This window comes from Sulfuricaulis sp. (assembly GCF_041499725.1).
Classification (GTDB): domain Bacteria; phylum Pseudomonadota; class Gammaproteobacteria; order Acidiferrobacterales; family Sulfurifustaceae; genus Sulfuricaulis.
Map to the genome: position 1 here is coordinate 1 of NZ_JBGQKW010000048.1, position 20,275 is coordinate 20,275.

Below are 20,275 nucleotides of genomic sequence, written 5' to 3' on the forward strand. Positions count from 1 at the left end.
CACCGATGCCCAGTGGATTCGCAAAGTCGAGCTCAAGGACAAGCTGACCGGCTACGTCGAGACGCTTCCGGTCATGTGCCAGCACTGCGCGGAACCGCCGTGCGTGGATGTCTGCCCCACCGGTGCCTCGTTCAAGCGCATTGACGGCATTGTGCTGGTGGACAAGCACATCTGCATCGGCTGCCGCTACTGCATGATGGCCTGCCCGTACAAGGCGCGCTCCTTCGTGCACGAGGAAACCACCAACCAGAAAGCGTATGCGCCGCGCGGCAAGGGCACGGTCGAGTCCTGCACGCTGTGCGTGCACCGCGTGGACGCCGGAAGAATTCCCGCCTGCGTGGAGGCTTGCACCAAGGACGGCAACAAGGCCATGGTCTTCGGTGACCTCAAAGATCCGAACAGCGAGATCAACAAACAGCTCGCGTCCGCACCTACCACCCAGCTGCGCCCGGACCTGAATCTAAACACCGGCGTGCGTTACCGGGGGATCTGACGCATGGCACATATGCATTACGGAACGATCGAACCGCGCAGCCTCGGTTTCTATGCGGTGTTGGGCATACTCGGCGCCATCACCCTCGCGGGACTTGGCGCCGCCCTGTACATGGAGCACCACGGTCACTGGATCACCGGCATGTCCAACCAGGTGATGTGGGGTGTGCCGCATGTATTCGCCGTGTTCCTGATCGTGGCGGCCTCGGGCGCGCTCAACGTCGCTTCGATTGCCTCGGTCTTCGGCCGCCAGCTTTACAAGCCGCTGGCGCGTCTCTCGGGCCTGCTGGCGATCACCCTGCTGGCCGGCGGTCTGGCGATACTGGTCCTGGATCTCGGAAGGCCGGACCGGTTGATCGAAGCCATGACCTATTACAACTTCAAGTCCATTTTTGCGTGGAATATCTACCTCTATATCGGCTTCTTCGGCATCGTCATCGTTTATCTGTGGATGATGATGGAACGGCGCATGAACGATTACACCAAACCGGTCGGCATGCTGGCGTTCATCTGGCGCCTGACTCTCACAACCGGTACCGGTTCCATCTTCGGCTTCCTGGTGGCGCGCGAGGCCTATAACTCGGCGATTATCGCACCGATGTTCATCATCATGTCCTTCGAGTTCGGTCTGGCGATATTCCTGGTGGTGCTGATGGCCGGCATGCGCTGGACGGGCCGGGAACTGGGTGATGTCGTGTTCGGCCGCCTGCGCAACCTGCTCGGCGTGTTCGTCGCCGCGGTGCTCTATTTCGTTACCGTCTATCACCTGACGAACCTGTATATCACGCAACGCCACGGGATCGAGGGCTTTATCCTGCTGAACGGCGGTATCTATACGAAGATGTTCTGGATGGGCCAGGTTATCGTGGGCGGCGTTATCCCGCTGATGATATTGTTCTCCGGGCTCGGCAAGTCACGGGCGCTGGCGGCGCTCGCTGCCATTCTTGTCGTGCTCGGTGGCATTGCCCAGATCTACGTCATCATCATCGGCGGCCAGGCATACCCGATGCCGCTCTATCCAGGAAAAGATATCGTCAGCAGCAGTTTCTTCGACGGCATGGTGGCAGTGTATTCACCGAGCCTGCCCGAAGTGGTCCTTGGTATCGGCGGTATGGGGCTGGCACTCGTCATGGCGGCCTTCGCCATGAGGGTGCTCCCGTTCCTCCCGCAAAGCCTGTCAGACGCCGACGCCGACCCGCATCACAAGGCCGAGCTGGCGAAGAAAGTTACGGCCTGAAGACATGGACAGGATTAACAGGATTTCTCCTGACTTTTATTCAGTCCTGTAATTCCAGTCTATTAACTTCGCTCCCAGGAGTAGCGGCATGACCCGTCTGCTCATCTCCGCCGCCCACAAATCCTCCGGCAAGACCACGCTGAGCGTCGGCTTGTGCGCCGCTCTGCGCGCCCGCGGCCTCGTCGTCCAGCCGTTCAAGAAAGGCCCCGACTTCATCGATCCCATGTGGCTGTCCCTGGCCGCCGGGCGCGACTGTCACAACCTCGATTTCTATCTCATGGGGCGCGACGAAATCCTGCGCGCCTTCGCGGCACGTTCCCGCGGCGCCGATATCTCACTGATCGAAGGCAACAAGGGCTTGTACGATGGCCTGAGCCTCGACGGCAGCAACAGCAACGCGGCGCTCGCCACCCTGCTCGAAACTCCGGTGGTGCTGGTCATCGACGCGCGCGGGATGACCCGTGGCATCGCCCCGCTGATCCTGGGTTACCAGGCCTTCGATCCCCAAATCCGCATCGCCGGCGTCATCCTCAATCAGCTGGGCGGGTCCCGGCACGAAGCGAAGCTGCGCGCCGTCATCGAACACTACACCGACGTACCGGTGCTGGGAGCGGTGCATCACGATGACCGATTCGCCATCGTCGAACGTCATCTTGGCCTCATGCCCAGCAACGAAGCCAACGCGGCCAGGGAAAAAATCGACACGATCGCTGCGTTAGTGGCTGCTTCCGTTGATCTCGATCGCCTGATGGCCGTTTCCTCCCAGGCGCCGGCGCTCTCACAAATCACTCTCTCTCAGCCCTCTCCTGAGAGCAGAAAAGGAGATTTGGAAGTCAAAGAGAAGGAACCCTCTCCCAGACCTCTCCCGCTTCGCGGGAGAGGGGATTCGGAAGAAAATCTTATTAAGATTGGTATTGCCCGCGATGCCGCTTTTGCCTTCTACTACCCGGGCGATCTCGAGGCGCTGCGCGCCGCGGGCGCCGATCTGGTCACGATCGACACGTTAAAGGACGCCAGGCTGCCCGAAGTGGACGCGCTGTTCATCGGCGGCGGATTTCCCGAAGTTTTCATGGAACAACTGGAGGCCAACGCCTCCCTGCGTCACGATATCCGTCAGGCGATTGAAGGCGGCCTCCCGGCCTATGCCGAGTGCGGGGGTCTCATGTATCTGGCGCGCAGTATTTCCTGGCGCGGTAAACGCTGCGAAATGGCGGGCGTGATTCCCGGCGACGTCGTGATGCACGACCGCCCCATGGGACGAGGTTACGTGCTGCTGCGAGAAACCGGCAAGAACCCGTGGCCGTTACCGGGGTCGACGGAAGTCCGCGCGCATGAATTTCATTATTCGAGCCTGGAGAATCTCGCGCCCGGCACGGTCTACGCCTACGATGTGATGCGCGGCAACGGGGTGGACGGCCAACATGACGGCATCGTCCACAAGAACCTGCTGGCCTGTTATGCGCACCTGCGCGATCTGGAGGACAATCACTGGACCAGGCGGTTCGTGCAATTCGTGCGTCAGCGGCGGCGAAAGACCGGGAAACAGCAGGCTGTCCGCTAAGCGAGCAGCTCCATGATTAATTTATTTCGAACCCCTAACAAATTGTTAGAGGCTTTCAGTTTTTACAAGAGGAGTTATTCATGATCACCATTACCCCCGAGGCCGCCGCACAGATTCGCCAATCGGCGGAAGTCTCCAACTCCCAGGGCCTGCATCTGCGCATAGCCGTGCGCCGGGAAGACGACGGCACGTTTGTCTATGGAATGGGTTTCGATGAAATGGGCGATGACGACGCGTTGCTCGCTTCCGAAGGCATTAATGTTGTCGTCTCCAACACCAGCAAGGATTTTCTTATTGGTGCAACGCTCGATTTCGTCGAGATCGGTCCCGGGGAGCGCCAGTTCATTTTCATCAATCCCAACGATCCGGCGCATGCCGCCGCGTCGAAACCCGAGGACGGCACGCCTCAAAAAGGATGACTCCGCCTTCTGCCGCACTCGATCTCCGTCTCGGCGCGTCAGAGGATACCCATCGAAAACAGAGGGTATAAGGAGGAACACAAAAAATGCACCCCGGCTCCATAACAACACAGCGTGCCGGATCAACAACCAAGATCGTATATGATAGCCAGATTATCGAGGCGGTAAGTCGGCTCGTCAGGCGTCAGGCCATGGGTTCAGGCTGGCGACCCGAATCGACTTGATTCAGGCCGCCTCAGTAATCTACCCTGTTAACGTCCAAAGGATTTCTGCCGCTCACGAGTGCGGCAAATACATGAGCGCTTCACCGGAACAGACCGACCCCGGCCAATCGCGGCTGGCGAACTGGATTCCGCCTGCTGACGGCCGGCGGCGGAAATCCTACTGGCTATTCCTGAATCGCCTGACACTCCCCTTGATCTGTCTGGCCGCGGTCTTCGCCGCGATTGGAGCGGCTTCGTTCATTGTCATGAGTTTTCCCCAGCACGCCGACAAGCTCTACCCCGCCCTGGCATTGCTGTTGCTGACCGGCATGGCGCTGATCTGGCTGATCATCGCGCGCGTGCGGCATAACCTGGTGGAACCGCTCGCCCACCTGCGTAACTGGTCCGCGGGCATGAGCGGCGGCAACCTCTCGGCGCGCCTCCCGGTGCCCCCGCGTGGCGAATTTCGCGAACTGGCGATTGACATCAACCGGTTGAGCGACGAGCTGAAATCGCTGACTATCGACATGGACGCCCGCGTGCGCGCCCAGACCGTGCGCCTGGCGCGCAAAACCCAGTCGCTGGACATCCTTTACGACGTCGCCTCGAGCCTCAGCCAGCACGGCGATCTCGACAAATTGCTCGAAAGCTTCCTCGACACCTTTATCGAACTGGTGGACGCGCGCGCCGCCACGGTGCGGGTATTGACCGACGACGGCCAAACGCGTCTCGTCGCCAGCCGCGGCCTGGCGGCGAACGTGGTGGAGAAAGATCGCATGATGGACACTGGCCTGTGCCAATGCGGCTGGGCCGCGACCGAGGGTGGCATACGAATTCAGCACGGCACTCAATCCTGCGCAAAGCTCCTCGGCCTCCCCATGCTCAAGCGCGACTGCCAGGAATTCGTCGTCGTGCCGGTAATTTACCAGGATCGCATTCTCGGGGTGTACAACCTCTTTCTCGATCGGCCGATGTCCGCCATGGGCGAAGACATCCATGACCTGCTCAACAGCATCGGCAAGCACCTTGGGCTGGCGTTGGAAAAGGCGCGGCTCGACAGTCAGGCGCGCCAGATCGCCATCATGGAAGAGCGCAACATCATCGGCAACGAATTGCACGATTCGCTGGCGCAGGCCCTGGTGGGAATGCGCCTGCAGGTTAAGATGCTGGGCGAATCCCTGCACACGAAAGACTTGCGCACCTCGCAACACGAAGTTCAGAGCCTGAAAACCTCCATTGAAGAGGCGCACGCCAGCCTGCGCGAACTGTTGGCCAACTACCGTCTGAAGATCGATGAACGCGGACTGGTGCCCGCCGTGGCCGGCATGGTGGAACGCTTCAGCGAAGAAACCGGAATCAACGTCTTCTTTCACAACGAGTGCCGGAATTTCAGCCTGACGCCGCTCCAGGAGAGTCAGATTTTTCATATCGTCAAGGAAGCGTTGTCGAATATCGGTAAGCACAGCAACGCGCGCAACGCGCGCATTCTGCTGAATGGCGACGGCAAGGGCGTCTATTCATTGCTCATCGAGGACGACGGTGAAGGCATGGCTCCTGTCTCAGCAGCGCGGCCGGGCGAACACATCGGACTTTCCGTCATGCGCGAACGCGCTGAACGTCTCCCCGGCGACCTCACCATTGAAAGTGAACCCGGTGAAGGCACGCGTATCGTGCTGACATTTCCCGTCGCCCCGGCCGGAGTGGCCGTGACAAAATAACAAAACAGGGGCTTGAGATTGCGTTTACTGCTGATCGATGACCATGCACTGGTCCGCAAGGGGCTGGAGGAATTGTTGCGCAGCCGGGGCGTTGATGTCGTGGCGTCGGCGGGCAGCGGCGAGGAAGGGATAAAACAGGCGCTCGCCCTGTCGCCGGACGTCATTTTGCTGGACATCAAAATGCCGGTCATGAACGGCATTGAAACGCTGGAAAGACTGCGCGCCAGCAACGTCACGGTGCCCATTCTGATGCTGACCATGAGCCGGGATGACGCCGACCTGCGCGCCGCTCTGCGCGGTGGCGCCGCCGGTTATCTGCTCAAGGACATGAATCCCGAGGACCTGGTGCCGGCGCTCGAAGCGGCGCTGCGCGGCGACAACGTCGTGGCCAAGGAGATGGTGGGATCCCTCACGCGCATCGTCCAGGGTCAGGCCAATGAAGCACCGCGCCGTTCCGCCGCCCCTCTTTCCGAGCTCACCCCGCGTGAAATGGAAATTTTAAGCCACGTCGCCGAAGGACAAAGCAACAAGATGATAGCGCGTGCGCTCAATATCACGGACGGAACCGTCAAACTCCACGTCAAGGCCATCCTGCGCAAGCTGAGCGTGCATTCGCGCGTGGAAGCCGCGGTCATCGCGGTCGAACAGGGTCTGGGCAGGAAGAAACCGAATGACTCTTGAAACCACGGATAAACACAGATAGACACAGATAAAATCCCAAACAACGACTTTATGTGCAGTTATCCGTGTTCATCTGTGTTGATCTGTGGTTCCATATTAATAATCAATTCGCGGCGGTGGGCTCGAACCACTTGAGTCGACCGTGCAACTCCACCACGTCGCCGACGATAATAAGGGTCGGCGCCTTGACATGCGCCTGGTCGACGATCGACGGCAGGGTTTCCAGGTCGCCGGTCAAGACGCGCTGATTACGCGTCGTGCCTTGCTGCACCAGCGCTGCCAGCGTGGACGACGGCATGCCGTGCCGTATCAACTCGCGGCAGATCGTATCGATGCCGTGCAAACCCATGTAGAAAACGATGGTCTGGTTCGGCTGTACCAGCGCCTTCCAGTTGAGATTAACCGTCCCGTCCTGGAGATGCCCGGTGACGAACACCACGGACTGGGCATAGTCACGATGCGTCAGCGGTATGCCGGCGTAGGCAGCGCAACCCGCCGCCGCGGTAATGCCCGGCACCACCTGAAACGGTATGCCCTCGGCGGCCAAGGTGTCGATCTCCTCGCCTCCGCGCCCGAAGATGAACGGGTCGCCGCCCTTGAGTCGCACGACCTGCTTGCCTTCCTTGGCCAGGCGCACCAGGAGATGATTGATGTCTTCCTGGGGAATGGCATGGTTGTCGCGCTCCTTGCCGGCGTAAATACGCTCGGCGTCACGCCGTATCAAACTCAACACCGCCGGCGACACCAATCGGTCGTAAACCACGACATCGGCCTGTTGCATCAGGTGCAGCGCGCGGAAGGTGAGCAAATCCGGATCACCCGGGCCGCCACCCACCAGATACACTTCCCCGACCGGCGCCTGGCTGCCGTCGACAGCCTCGATTCTCCGCTGCAGGGCCTTCTCCGCCGCGGCATCCTGTCCGGAATAGACAAGTTCGGCGATCGGTCCTTGCAACACCTCTTCCCAAAACTGACGGCGTCGCGGCGGATGAGAAAAACGCTGCTTGACCCTGTCTCGAAACTTGACCACCAGTTTCGCCAACCGGCCGTAACCGGCGGGGATCAGGGTTTCGAGGCGCGCACGAATGAGGCGCGCCAGCACCGGGGACGATCCCCCAGTCGACACCGCCACGATCACCGGTGAACGGTCGATAATGGACGGCATGATGAACGTGCACAGATCCGGCTGGTCCACGACGTTGACTGGAATATTGCGCGCCTTGGCGGCATCTGAAACCTGACGGTTGACCGACTTGTCGTCCGTCGCCGCGATGACCAGCACGCAGCCGTCCAGCATCTCGGGGCGGAATTCCTGTTTGACGTGCCTGACTTTGCCATCCGCCGCCCAGCGGCGGATAGTCTCGCCCGCGGTGGGTGCATATACCGTGACCTGGGCGCCGGCCTCCAGCAGTAACGTTGCCTTTCGTGACGCCACCTCCCCACCCCCGATCACCGCGCAGGAACGGTTCTTCAGATCAAGAAAAACAGGAAGAAAATTCATGCCGGAATTATACCCCGGATTGACGTTTCAACGGCGGGCCGAATGTATTTCTTCAGTGATATCCATGAAGCGATGGGGAGACTCCACGAAAGGATAAACATGAAATGAAATTGGCGGAGGGGGTGAGATTCGAACTCACGAGGGGCGTAAGCCCCTGCCAGTTTTCAAGACTGGTGCCTTAAACCGCTCGGCCACCTCTCCAAGAAATTCAAGAATAACTGAAATAAAGAATAACGTCCTCTTCTTCGCACAACGACCTCGATCTTCTCTATGAATGACAGACCGAGCCGTCTCTCCGACGGGTATTTCCCGCCCATCGTTTGAGGCCATGGGCACTGGCTACGGCGGTTTAGAATCCGTCATGATCCTGTAGGAACCGAAGTGGTGGACAGCAAAGCCCGAGAACGAGGGGTGCGATGAGAATTCTGTTTCCGCGATCCTGAGTTGTTCTTCCATGGCGACGTGGCCCATTCCGTAAAAAGTAACCTTGCGCGGCTCGGTTCGCAACGTCTCGACACCGACTACGACGGGTTTTCCTATCCGATCGGCGTACTCGAGTTCATCCGCGGCGTGAGCAATGATACCATCGGAACCCTTAGCGGAGTTGCGGTAGTCCATGATGGCGACGTAGTCGTAGATGTCCTGGACGTGATCACTGAGGCGCTGGTGTTTCTTCCTCCACACTATATCGTCGATTCCGTCGAACCAGAAAGGCATTGCCGGTCCCACGGCGAGCGTGTCGCCGGATTTGCGTTTCAGGCGCATGAATTCCGCCGCGAGATCGAGGTACTGGGTGGCGCGGAGCGCCCGATTCTCGTTCCAGTCGTCAAGCAAGTAAGGCTCGATGTCGATGTTGACTCCGTCAAAGCGCTCGCCGACAGCGCTCCCGGCGTCATAGCGAAGAACATTTTCAAACATCCGTACCGCCGCCACGCGCCGCTCGGGCAGAATGTATTCCTGGGTCTTGAGATACCACGAGCCGAGCAAGGCATAAACCTTGCAGCCGCGGCCATGAAAGGCGGCGATGAGTCGCCGGTACTTTTCGGGTTCATCACGGATGGTGTTCCGGCCCTGATGCTCGTCGGCATAGAGGTAGACGGTGGTGAGGTTCCGTTTGGCTAGAAAAGTGAACGTCTCGTTCCATCGGTCCTCCCTGTCGAGCAACCGGAACGTATCAGCCTCCCACACCCAGACCGCCCGTGGGGCGGCGGCAGCTGCCGGCGCGACCAAGCCAGCAAAGAAAATCATCAGGATGATCGGCGCGATAAGCAGGAAGGACATCCATCGGCGCGACCTGACGCCGGCGCTACCGCCACAAACAAAACGCCGCCCGTCAACGTTTTGGGAAATAGGCGACATAAACGCTCTCCGGGATCAATTTCAATTCACGCCGAAATTGATCGTTCATCGTCTTGTACCGGTCGAATTCCACGCGAAGTTCATTCAGTTTTTCGTCGTTCTGGATCGGTTCCAGGTCCATATTCTTGCCAATCGCGAACAGGGTGTTCTCATTCAAGAAAAACATCCCGGAAATATAATCGATCAGGTTGTTGATCGTGTGTTTCATGGGATAGTGATGAATATTCCGGAACGAGGGGTCCATGTCCAGTCCCGAGCCGACCCACGTAACCTTATCGGGGGCCTTGATCCGGTGGTAGTTGTGCTTCAGGAATGCCAGCAGCGAGGGGGTGAGGTCCAGCTGCGAGGAGATGGACTTGATTTGCGCCGTGCGTTTCAGTAGCGGTGAATAGATAATCAGGGGAACGTGGTAGCGGTCAATCTTTGTCGACATGGGAATTTCCGGCAGCCGATGATCGCCGGTAATGAGGAAAATGGTATTCGGATAAGTGGGTAGCTTCGCCTGCTCCGAAAAATAATACCGCAGGGCCGTGTCGGTGTAGAGGATGGCCGAATAGATGTTCCGGTATTGACGGTACTTTTCCTTCGCGGCCTGCGTGAAGCCCAGTTGCTCCATGCGCTCCTCGAAAAGCCGCAGATATTCCTGTTGTCCGGGAACGGTATAGGGGGCGTGCATGCTGACCGTCTGCACGTAGTCCACATACGGCGTCCGTGGATCGCCCCGCTCCGTCGCCAGCGCTTTTCGCAACACTTCCCTGTCCGCGTAACCCCAGTAAGCGCCCGGAGGCCGATAATAACTGCTGTCATAGTCGTCGACACCGATCATCGCATCGATGTTCTGGCGCTCAAGAAAGGCGCGCTGATTGTCGAAGTCGAGTCCATTTCCGCAATAGAAACGGGTTCGATACCCGTTGCGCTTCAGGATACTCAGCAGGGTCAGATGTTTCGGCATCCGCGCGCCCAGGTCGTTGAAACCCTTGTCACCGAACGGTAGCGATCCCAGGATTGAGGGGAGCGAGGCAAATGTACGGCCTTGGGCCGCCAGGAAATTTTCCCAGTACAAACTCTTTCCGGCCAACTCGTCGAGAAATGGGGTGAAGCTGCCCAGGTAGGCGTGCGGGCCGCTGAAGGCCCGTCCCAGTCCCTCGACCGCGATAAATACGATATTGGGCGGTGAGCTTGGGTCGATATTAATATAACTCCCGAGAACATCGGGGGTGTCATCGGTCCGCAGGAACGGATATTCCGGATCGAGGTAGTGGAACCGTACAGCGGCTTTGGACTGCAGGGTAGCCGTACCCGGTTCAGACGGCATGAAGTAGGCATAGGAGTCCGCAATAAAAAAGGCCTCCTTATTCAAGGCTACGTCATACGCGAACTCAGTCTTGAACGCCGTCCTGGCGGGCAAGACGGAGACGCCATAAGTCGACAGGGCGGTCCCGATAATCAGGACGACGAAAACCGCGGCTGGTTTCAGGATCACGCGATTATTGAAGTAGCGCAAGGCCATCCAAAAAACCGCGAACGGAATGATAAAGCTGGTTACGGAAAGGACGGAAACCTGGTAACCGGCGCGTGCGGTGTAGAGGATATCGGCCAGGGAATAGCCGAACAAGTCGGCTCCCAGCGGAACCCGCGCCACAAAGAAGTAATTGACGAGGATCAGATAGCCGGCAAGGGCCAGTGAGCCGATGATTCCATACCCGCGGAGATCGGCGCGTTCCCCGCGGACAATCAGGCGGACCAGAAAGAACAAAGGCAAAAGGAACGCGACCAGTTTCAGAAAGAACAGCAGGTCCGACCAGAACGCCCGGCCGATAACGGTCCTGATATCCGGGGGAATCTCGGTGGTCAGGACAACGCCGGACAATTCCACAAGCCGCCCCGCCAGGAAAGCGAGCAGCAGGGCCAACGACAGATTGCCGAATTTGACCAACCGTTCGCGAAGCCGGACCGGCCACGGCGCGGCGGGTTCCACCGGAGTGGGATTATTGCGGCGGTATGAAACCATTTAAACCACCTTCGCAGAAAATTCTGGCTCGTGGCCTCGTGACTAACCCGATCATGCCGCTGCAATAATCGGAAATCTTATGATTTTCGTTATTGACCCGGCACGACCCCGTCATCGCAATCGCCCTGCGGCAACGGCTGGGACTGTCTCGTTCAAGAACAATCGTGCCGGGTCAATAATCATTGCTTACATGAGCGCGGAGACTGCCATGGACCCGCCTCACCAGCGGAAAAGCAGACTGATCGAAACGCTCCTCTCGACAAAGGGATTGGAGGTTTGTTCGTCACTGTAGTCGGCCGATAGCTTAACGCCCCACTGCGGGGAAAAATATTTCCGGACCGCCGCGCCGACCGTCCAGCTCTTCGTGACATCGACGATCTGGCTCTGAGAACGAAGTTCCCCGCCGCGGCTGAACCCGCCGTTCAGCTCGACGTAGTCATCCGCGTCACCCGAAAAGTAATAGCGGGCAATCGCGCGGTGCGACACGCCCGACTTGGCGGTCGACGGAATAAAGAGCGTCCGCCAGCGGTAGTACCAGTTGCCGGTGTATTTGCCGAGTCCAATGCCATACATATTGACATTTGTGTTAGTGAAATTCATGCGATCATAACTGCCGGAGAGTTCCCACCCCTGCCCGACCCCCTGGAAGACCTCCACGCGATACGCATGATCGGGATAGAGCGTGGCATCAGGCGAGTACTGGTAACGCACATTGGCATACGCCCGGGACCAGAGATCAATATAGGCGTCAAGCGCGACGGCGGTGTCGGTCAGCGCGAAGCGATTTGCCTTGAGATACTCGGCCGCGAGTGAAGCGTGCTCCCAATAGCGGCGGACGGAGGCGTCGTACTCGTTCCATTTGTCCCGGTCCGGCGAGAAATGACTGAAGCTGTAGCCCAGGCTCGCGGCCCACAGGAAACCTTCCGGCTTGGCCGCCTCCGGTTCTGCTCGCCGATCCAGCGCGGCCAGGAGCCGGTCAACCTCCACGTCAGCGGCGCCGTGTGCGCGCGCCATCTCCAAATCAGACCGGGCGGATGCGATGTTGCCCACCGACCGGTAAACTTTGGCACGGGCCAGGTACGCGCGGGGTTCGTTGGGTTGCACCGCAATCCATCGGTCATACGATTTGATGGCGAGACCCGGACGGTCGCTCCAGAGGTACATATCCCCCAGCGCCGACCAGGCATCGCCATAGCCCGGCGAGCGCGCGGTGACCGCAGTCAGATCGGCTTCGGCCTCAGCCCAGCGGCCCTCCCAAGCGTAGGTTCGCCCCCTGGCGAGCAGCAGATCGGAATTATTCGGGCGCGTGGCCAGCAACTGAGTGTAGATCTGAATCGCCTCCTCATGCTGGTTCGTATACGAGAGCATGCGCGCCAGTTGGAACCTGGCTTCGTACGATTTTGGCGCGGCGGCAACCGCCGCGCGATAGTGCTTGATCGCAGCGGTGTAATCACCCCGCTCCCGCGCTACATCGCCGGCCGCCATCGCCGTGGCCGCGGTCGTGTCCACCGCCCACACAGGGCTGACCGCCACGAGCCCGACGAGCAGTATCCACGCTCCTACAGCCAAAATCGTTCTTTGCTTCACTATGTTTTATCCCTGAATGAATAATATGAAATATCCATACGGCGATCAGGACCGGATCTGCTGTTTCCGGTTGGCCAGCTTCTCGCGCACCTTGTCGCGCAAGTAATAATAAACAGCGATTACCCTCCATACCGTGTTCAGTTGCCGGTAACCGAAATTTTCTACCAGCGCCGTCATAAAAAGCACAATGACATGCCAGGGCTTCTTATAGAGATGAAATGACATTTCCTCCAGGAGCAGCGCCGAGGTGGACAGCAGTACGCCAAATCCCACGGCCAGGATCAAAAAGGTTATGAACGCCTGAATAGAGATAAATCCAAGCATAAAACCAGCAATAATAATAATGTACCCGAGGGTTTCGACAAACGGGCCGAACCATTCAAAAAAGAGCACGAAAGGAAAAGCAAGCCATCCGGCAAACGTGCCGCTGTCGTGAAACAACAAGCCGCGGTTCATCATGAGCGATTCAACAAGGCCGATTTGCCAGCGGATACGCTGTTTCTTCAGTTGCTTGAGATTGTCGGGAACCTCGGCCCAGCAGATGGGTTCAGGCACGAATGTGATGCGGTAGCGTTTCCGCTGATCGGACAGCATGCGATGGAGCCGGACAATCAATTCCATGTCTTCGCCGACGGTGTCGGATCGATATCCACCCACTGCCACCACCGTTTCCTTGCGGTAAATGCCGAAAGCCCCCGAGATGATCAAATGCGCGTTCATGGGCGACCACCCCATCCTCCCATACAGGAATGCGCGCAGATACTCGACGATCTGAAACAATACAAGCGGATTCCTTGAAAGATCGGCCTCGACGAAAAGACCGTCTTTCGACTTGCACCCGTTGGCGACGCGAACGGTTCCGCCGCAGGCGACGACGGTCGGATCCTCGATAAGCGGCTGCACGATCAGCAGCAGGCTATCCTTCTGCAGGATGGAATCGGCATCCACGCGGCAAAACCACGGGTAACGCGCGATATTGATGCCGGCGTTGACGGCATCGCCTCTGCCGCCGTTCTCCTTGTCGACAACACGCAGACGTTGATCGACGGTGGAGTGATAGACCGCGCGCACGGGTTTTGTGCGAATGCGGTTGCGATAGGCTTCGGGAAATGGCGCCAGGGAATATTCTTTCTTCATGACATCGAGGGTGCGGTCATTCGAGCCATCATTCACCACAACGATCTCGCATTCAGGGTAGTTGAGTTGAAATAGCGAACGCAGCGTGTTCAGGATATGGTCTTCTTCGTTATAAGCAGGAACGATGATCGTGACAGGCGGCGCGAATCCGGAAAATAAATGCGGCAGGCCGGCGACGTCGCGGCTTTGCATATAGCGCGCAATGCCACCGAGCGAGAGAATATTCAGCGCCAAATAGACGCCATTGAGCCCGATGAAATAGAGCAGAATAAACGACTCAACGACGGGCAAGTATTCAATCATTGCCGAATCAACCGTTTTTCAACAATTACCTGTTCCAGGATATCCCTGGCATAACGATCATGCCGATATTCCTTCAGTTGTCTGATCCGCTCCAGACTGGAAAAAGATAAATCCACGATCGCCTGGGCGGCGCGGTAACGTACCCACCACTCCGGGTCGGCGAGTAGCGCCGCCAATTTAGCTTCATCTTCTTTTGTGCCAATCCTGCCAAGGCAGGCAGCGGCATGAGCACGCACATGCCAGCGCGGATGCGTCAGATATTGGCGCACGAGTTTGAGATCATTCTTGTCGCGGAATTTCCCAATCACGTACAGACAAGGTCCGATCACCTTATCGTGCGGGGGGTCGTTCAGAATCCGGTGCACCACGGGCAACGCGATGGCGTCATGACAGGTCTCGAGATATGGGATCAATCTCTGCATTTCCTCGGCCGGCGCTTCCATGATCGCATCCGCCAAGGGCTTGGCGACAAGATCGGGGCCGATTCCCCCAAGTATGCTGGCGACCTTCGCCGCCGGCCAGTCCATACGGCGCACGATCAACGGGACAATGATCGGCACGGCCGCCTCACGATCGATGCGCGCCAGCGCCTGTGCCGCGGCCAACGACAGAAGCGCATGATCGGATAAAGCCATCTGGTATAATATTTCCCATTGGCTTTTGTCGCGCAGTTGGCCAAGCGTCACCACGGCAAGGAGTTTCTTCCGAATACTGCGCTTTTTCAGTAACCGTATCGCGACGCGGTCAATACCCGTCTCAATGGCAACGCTGTTCATCCAATCTCGTATTTTCACATCCCCATCTTTTCCCTCGCGCAACGTATTCCATAAGATCAGAAATGAAAACCTGTCCGCATAATTGATGCGTGGCGGGCGATCCTGTTTGTTTCCCTTACCGTTCAGCAGAATTGGACTCCACAACATGGAAAAATCACGGTACCGGCGTTCCTTCATAAGCAGTAAGGCACGCAGGAACAGGATATAGGTCATCAGGAACAGCACCAACGCCACGACGGCGATAGAAACCCAGTGCGCGATGGTGAGAATCAGATCAGAATGCATACCAGAACCCGATGTTTACTCCACTTCTTGTATATGCGAGTCCCTGCTGATGCTCAGAAGCACTGTAGCTGACAGTCCGGTTGTTTTGCCCAGTGACGGCCAATAACCGGCGGCGACACCGGCCCGTTTTGCGAAAGACGCCTTCAATCTCAGTGCACGCGAGGAGAATGCAGGCAATGCCGCTACGCCGCGAGTAACATCGCACTTTTCAACTTCGGCAGCGGAAGAAACAATGGCGATAAAAACTGTCAGGAAAAAAACAAAAGACTTTCCTATTATTCTTCACATTGCCCCCTCTATGTGACCTACCGCTCGACTCGATTCCCGTTGAACCTGGGATGGCGAATACCGCGTTATTTTTACTATTTAGTTAGGCTGCATATAGTATGCCACATTATCGGGAAATTCGCGCATCTCCTTGCATATAGCAGTGCAAAACAGGTGGAATGACAATATCGCCATTCCCATCCTGATAATTCTCCATGATCGCCACCAGCGTGCGACCGACCGCAAGCCCGGAACCATTGAGCGTGTGCACCAGTTCCGGCTTGCCGGTTTGGGGATTGCGCCAGCGCGCCTGCATGCGCCGCGCCTGGAAATCCTCGAAGTTGCTGCACGAGGAAATCTCGCGATATTTGTTCTGGCCCGGCAACCAGACCTCGATGTCGTAGGTTTTGGCGGCTGAAAAACCCATGTCGCCGCAGCACAGCGCCACCACGCGATACGGCAACTCCAGTTTCTGCAAAACCATTTCCGCGTGGCCGGTCAATTCACCCAGCGCCTGGTAGGAATCCTGCGGACGCACCACCTGAACGAGCTCGACCTTTTCGAATTGATGTTGGCGGATCATCCCACGCGTGTCCTTGCCGTAGGAACCGGCCTCGCTGCGGAAGCACGGGGTATGGCACACATACTTGCGCGGCATGGTATTCGCTTCGACAATGACATCGCGCACGATGTTCGTGACTGGCACCTCGGCCGTCGGTATCAGGTAATAGCCCTGCTCTCCCTTCAGCGCGAACAGGTCCTGTTCGAACTTTGGCAATTGACCCGTGCCGCGCAGGCTGTCGGCATTCACCATATAAGGCACGTAGGTCTCGATGTAACCGTGCTCCTGCGTGTGGAGATCGAGCATGAACTGAATCAACGCCCGGTGCAGGCGCGCCAGCGGCCCATTCATGACCACGAAACGGGAGCCGGCGATTTTAGCGGCGGTGTCGAAATCCATCATGCCGAGCGCCGCCCCCAGATCAACGTGATCTTTGGGTGTAAAATTGAATTTACGAGGTTCACCCCAGCGCCGGAGTTCCTTATTGTCATTTTCGTCCTTGCCGTCGAGGACGCTGGCGTGCGGGATATTGGGAATCCCGAGCGCGATTTCAATAAGTTCGTTCTGGATCTGCTCCAGCTCGTCCTCCGCCTGCTTGAGCGCCGCGCCGGTATCGGTTACCTCCCGCATCAGCCGCGTGGTGTCCTCGCCCTTCGATTTGGCGATACCGATCGCCTTCGATTTGGCGTTGCGGTCCTGCTGGAACTGTTGGGCAATCACCTGTACACGTTTGCGCTTTTCTTCGATCGTCGCGAGAGCCTGCGTGTCCAGGCGGTAACCGCGGCGCACGAGCTGGCGGGCTACGTCTTCGAGGTTGGCGCGGAGTAATTTAGGATCGAGCATATCAGGATCTGACGGATAAGGGATTGTGAATCAATCTTCGTTCACGCGCGCCGGCCAGGAAACAACGTGGCCCGGCGGCAGAATGTCCTTGAGGTGCGCGAGAATGCGTTTCACTTTGGCCGGTTCGTCGAAAAACTCGATCACCACCGGCAGATCGAGCGACAGATCAAGCAGCGTGGACGAATGCACCACGCCCGAGCGTCCGAAACCGGAGACGCCCCGGAACACCGTCACGCCGCGCACTTTCTCCTCGTCGTGCAGTTTCGCGAGCAGCTTTTTCAGCAGCTTCTCCGTTTCGGTGAGATAGATTCGCACCATGGTCACGTCACTGAATTTCATACCTGCCTCCCCAGAATGACGCCGACCCAGGTGGCGCCGACGCACAATAACAGACTGCCGGTCATGTTCGCGGCGGCCTTGAACCACGCCCCTTGCTCGATCAGGTTGAAGGTTTCGATGGAAAACGAGGAAAACGTGGTGAAACCGCCCAGCACACCGATAAGTATTCCGGCACGCAGGACGTTGTTGTCACTCAACCGGTCGACGAACAACACGAAAAGAAATCCCATCGCCAGGCAACCGAGCACATTGACCGTCAGGGTGCCGTAAGGAAAAGATCGTCCGGCGAAGGAATGCACCCAGGTGGACATCCAGAACCGTAACACGCTACCCACGGCGCCGCCCGCGGCGATGGCCAGAACTTGATTCATGGAATAACGCGTTTCACGAAGCGAGGAATTTTCGTTTTTTCATTCTTTGGTCTTGGATCGATCATACCAATACTTTGCTTTCTCCAGGTCGCGCGGTAAACCGTTCAAGCCGTCTTCATAGCCCTTGGCCAGGGACATCTGCGCGCGCTTCTGTCCGTTTTCCGCGGCCTTGCGCAGCCACTCCATCGCCTTGGCTTCGTCCTTTTTGACGCCCATCCCGTAGCCATACCCGACGGAAAGTCGATACTGGCTCTCAGCATCGCCCTTCTCCGCCGCTGGACGATACCACTTGATCGCCGCATCGAAGTCCCGCTCCACGCCCCGCCCTTTTTCGTATAGCTTGCCCATGCCACGCTGCGCGCGCATGTCTCCCTTTTCCGCCAGCGGCTGCCAGATACGGCGCGCCTTGTCATAGTCGCCGGCGTCATAGGCCGCCGAACCGGATTCATAATTGTGACCGACTGACGCCGGAGCGGGAACGGGGGCTGGCGCGGGTGCCTGTGCGGATGTCGTCGGTGGCGTCAAGGCAACGCCACCTGCCAGGACCAGCGATGACGCCACCCAAAGCACTACACCCATCGCTGTCCGTTTGATATTCATCATCGTGTCATGTGCCGCACAGTTCATTTACCCGTCTTCTCCGGTTTCTTTTTTTCCGCCTGGGCCGCCGACTCGCGGGCGCTCCGGTCGAGCTCTTTCAGGTGCGCCAAACGCTCGGCAATTTTACCCTCCAATCCCTGGTCCGTGGGAAAATAATACCGCCGTTTCCCCAGTTCCTGCGGCAAATAGGTCTCGCCGGCCGCATAGGCCTCGGCCTCGTCATGGGCGTAACGGTAGCCCTTGGCGTAGCCCAGCTCCTTCATCAACTTGGTCGGGGCATTGCGCAGATGCAGCGGGACTTCAAGCGATCCGCGCTCGCGCGCGTCTTTCATCGCCGCTCCCATGGCCGTGTACACGGCGTTGCTTTTCGGGGCGCAGGCCATGTATACGACGGCTTGCGCGATCGCCAGCTCTCCTTCCGGACTGCCCAGGCGCTCCTGCACATCCCAGGCATTCAGCGCCAACTGCAAAGCGCGCGGGTCGGCGTTGCCAATGTCCTCGGATGCCATGCGCACCACCCTACGCGCGATATAAAGCGGATCGCAGCCACCGTCAAGCATGCGCGCGAACCAATATAAGGTGGCATCCGGGTCGGAGCCACGCACCGATTTGTGCAGCGCCGAGATCTGGTCGTAAAACGCCTCGCCCTGCTTGTCGAAGCGGCGTACCCCGCCGGTGATGACCTCCTTGATTAGGCCTATGGTAATGACCTGCTTGCCGCCCTGTTTTGTGGAGAGATCGGCAGCCATCTCCAGCAGATTCAGCGCACGCCGTGCGTCACCGTCGGCCGCCTGCGCCAGCAGATCGCGCGCCTCGCCCGGCATTTCCAGTTGCTGCGAACCCAGGCCCGATGGTTCGTCTTCGATGGCCCGATCGATAACCTGGCGAACCTCCTCCGCCGTTAAGGCTTTAAGTACATAAACGCGCGCGCGCGACAGCAGCGCGTTGTTCAGCTCGAAGGATGGATTCTCCGTGGTCGCGCCGATGAATGTCAGCGTGCCGTCTTCCACGTACGGCAGGAATCCGTCCTGTTGCGCCTTGTTGAAGCGATGCACTTCATCCACGAATAGCACGGTCGGGCGGCCGTCGGCGTGCGCCTGTTTGGCCTCCTCGACGGCGGCGCGGATTTCCTTCACGCCGGCGAACACGGCGGAGATCGCGATGAAATGCGCCTGCGTGCGACGCGCGATCAGGCGCGCGAGCGTGGTTTTGCCGGTGCCGGGCGGACCCCAGAAGATCATGGAATGCAGAATGCCGGCTTCGATCGCCTGGCGCAGCGGCTTGCCCGGCGCGAGCAGATGCGACTGACCGAAGAAATCCTCCAGCCGCTGCGGCCGCATGCGGTCCGCGAGCGGCTGCCACGGCTTGGTCTGGGTTTCCGGAAAAATATCCTGCGTGGCCATGATTCGCCTCGTTCTGCGGCGCGTGATCTACTTCAGTGACAGGGACGGTGGACGGTCTATTCTCCCGCCACGTCCACGCCCTCGGGCGGCGTAAAACTGAAACGGGTGGATTCGATCCGGGCGTTTTCCCGCGGCGATTCAAGCGTCACGCGCGTTGTGTGCCCGAAGCCGTCCACCATCTCGATGACGCGCAGCTTGCCTTGCGCAAAGCCGACGCGGATGTCGTCATACCCGCTGTCCTTGTGCCGGGGTTTCAGTTGCACCCACGTGAGGTTGCCTGGCGCGTCAAGCGGCTGGATCGTGAAATTGTCGTCCAGCCGTCCCTTGCCGGCAAGCAGCATCGCCGGGGTATCGTTAAGACCGCCGCTCAGGTCGCGCACGGTGGCCTGTTGCAATCCCACGTCATACACCCAGAGACGCTTGCCGTCGGCGACGATCTGCTGCTTATACGGCTTTTCGTAATCCCAGCGGAACTTGTTGGGACGCTCGATCCACAGGGTGCCGGAGGATTCCTGGATGGGTTTGAGCGTCTCGTCGAGCACGACCTGCTTGAACCGGGCGCTGAAACTGTTCACCTCATGGAAAAACCGCCGCAGGCTGTCGGCGCCCGACTTCGGGTC

18 protein-coding genes and 1 tRNA gene are annotated in these 20,275 nt (G+C 58.5%); 6 read left to right on the forward strand and 13 right to left on the reverse strand.

Going from position 1 to position 20,275, the window contains the following annotated elements:
• The 6 genes from dsrO to ACC569_RS09195 form a co-directional block, all read left to right on the forward strand.
• Positions 1–493, forward strand: a 493-nt coding sequence (gene dsrO / locus ACC569_RS09170) for a sulfate reduction electron transfer complex DsrMKJOP subunit DsrO (protein ID WP_372523212.1), incomplete at its 5' end; no start/stop codon positions are given.
• Between the two features lie 3 nt (positions 494–496).
• The gene (gene nrfD / locus ACC569_RS09175; protein WP_372523213.1) at positions 497–1,729 is read left to right on the forward strand and encodes an NrfD/PsrC family molybdoenzyme membrane anchor subunit; all 1,233 of its coding nucleotides are present in this window, start codon (positions 497–499) and stop codon (positions 1,727–1,729) included.
• An 88-nt stretch (positions 1,730–1,817) separates the two neighbouring features.
• A complete protein-coding gene (locus ACC569_RS09180; protein ID WP_372523214.1) occupies positions 1,818–3,290 on the forward strand; it encodes a cobyrinate a,c-diamide synthase in 1,473 nt (490 codons plus the stop codon).
• Between the two features lie 80 nt (positions 3,291–3,370).
• The gene (locus ACC569_RS09185; RefSeq protein ID WP_372523215.1) at positions 3,371–3,709 is read left to right on the forward strand and encodes a HesB/IscA family protein; all 339 of its coding nucleotides are present in this window, start codon (positions 3,371–3,373) and stop codon (positions 3,707–3,709) included.
• 295 nt (positions 3,710–4,004) lie between these two features.
• Positions 4,005–5,630, forward strand: coding sequence for a GAF domain-containing protein (locus ACC569_RS09190; protein WP_372523216.1), 1,626 nt, complete (start codon positions 4,005–4,007; stop codon positions 5,628–5,630).
• 12 nt (positions 5,631–5,642) lie between these two features.
• A complete protein-coding gene (locus tag ACC569_RS09195; protein WP_372523217.1) occupies positions 5,643–6,311 on the forward strand; it encodes a response regulator in 669 nt (222 codons plus the stop codon).
• A 103-nt stretch (positions 6,312–6,414) separates the two neighbouring features.
• Here the strand turns inward: ACC569_RS09195 and cysG are convergent, their stop codons facing one another.
• From cysG to lolA, 13 genes are all read right to left on the reverse strand, one after another.
• Positions 6,415–7,812, reverse strand: a complete 1,398-nt coding sequence (gene cysG, locus ACC569_RS09200; protein ID WP_372523218.1) for a siroheme synthase CysG — start codon at positions 7,810–7,812, stop codon at positions 6,415–6,417.
• Positions 7,813–7,923: 111 nt separating this feature from the next.
• Positions 7,924–8,013 (reverse strand) — tRNA-Ser (locus tag ACC569_RS09205).
• A gap of 138 nt (positions 8,014–8,151) precedes the next feature.
• Positions 8,152–9,093 (reverse strand): hypothetical protein, encoded by a 942-nt coding sequence (locus ACC569_RS09210; RefSeq protein WP_372523219.1) that lies wholly within the window; start codon positions 9,091–9,093, stop codon positions 8,152–8,154.
• 52 nt (positions 9,094–9,145) lie between these two features.
• Complete coding sequence (locus ACC569_RS09215) at positions 9,146–11,182, reverse strand: LTA synthase family protein (protein ID WP_372523220.1); 2,037 nt, start codon at positions 11,180–11,182, stop codon at positions 9,146–9,148.
• Between the two features lie 219 nt (positions 11,183–11,401).
• Complete coding sequence (locus ACC569_RS09220) at positions 11,402–12,751, reverse strand: YaiO family outer membrane beta-barrel protein (protein WP_372523221.1); 1,350 nt, start codon at positions 12,749–12,751, stop codon at positions 11,402–11,404.
• A 63-nt stretch (positions 12,752–12,814) separates the two neighbouring features.
• Positions 12,815–14,209 (reverse strand): glycosyltransferase, encoded by a 1,395-nt coding sequence (locus ACC569_RS09225; protein WP_372523222.1) that lies wholly within the window; start codon positions 14,207–14,209, stop codon positions 12,815–12,817.
• Positions 14,206–15,219 (reverse strand): HEAT repeat domain-containing protein, encoded by a 1,014-nt coding sequence (locus ACC569_RS09230; RefSeq protein ID WP_372523223.1) that lies wholly within the window; start codon positions 15,217–15,219, stop codon positions 14,206–14,208. The genes ACC569_RS09225 and ACC569_RS09230 overlap by 4 nt, the downstream gene beginning before the upstream one ends.
• Positions 15,220–15,664: 445 nt before the next feature.
• A complete protein-coding gene (serS, locus tag ACC569_RS09235) occupies positions 15,665–16,942 on the reverse strand; it encodes a serine--tRNA ligase (protein WP_372523224.1) in 1,278 nt (425 codons plus the stop codon).
• Between the two features lie 30 nt (positions 16,943–16,972).
• The gene (locus ACC569_RS09240) at positions 16,973–17,281 is read right to left on the reverse strand and encodes a DUF190 domain-containing protein (protein ID WP_372523225.1); all 309 of its coding nucleotides are present in this window, start codon (positions 17,279–17,281) and stop codon (positions 16,973–16,975) included.
• Complete coding sequence (gene crcB / locus ACC569_RS09245; RefSeq protein ID WP_372523227.1) at positions 17,278–17,652, reverse strand: fluoride efflux transporter CrcB; 375 nt, start codon at positions 17,650–17,652, stop codon at positions 17,278–17,280. Before crcB ends, ACC569_RS09240 begins: the two co-directional genes overlap by 4 nt.
• 39 nt (positions 17,653–17,691) lie before the next feature.
• Positions 17,692–18,255, reverse strand: coding sequence for a tetratricopeptide repeat protein (locus ACC569_RS09250; protein ID WP_372523228.1), 564 nt, complete (start codon positions 18,253–18,255; stop codon positions 17,692–17,694).
• Positions 18,256–18,275: 20 nt separating this feature from the next.
• Positions 18,276–19,655, reverse strand: a complete 1,380-nt coding sequence (locus ACC569_RS09255) for a replication-associated recombination protein A (RefSeq protein ID WP_372523229.1) — start codon at positions 19,653–19,655, stop codon at positions 18,276–18,278.
• A gap of 56 nt (positions 19,656–19,711) precedes the next feature.
• A partial coding sequence (gene lolA / locus ACC569_RS09260) for an outer membrane lipoprotein chaperone LolA (RefSeq protein WP_372523230.1) occupies positions 19,712–20,275 on the reverse strand: 564 nt, incomplete at its 5' end.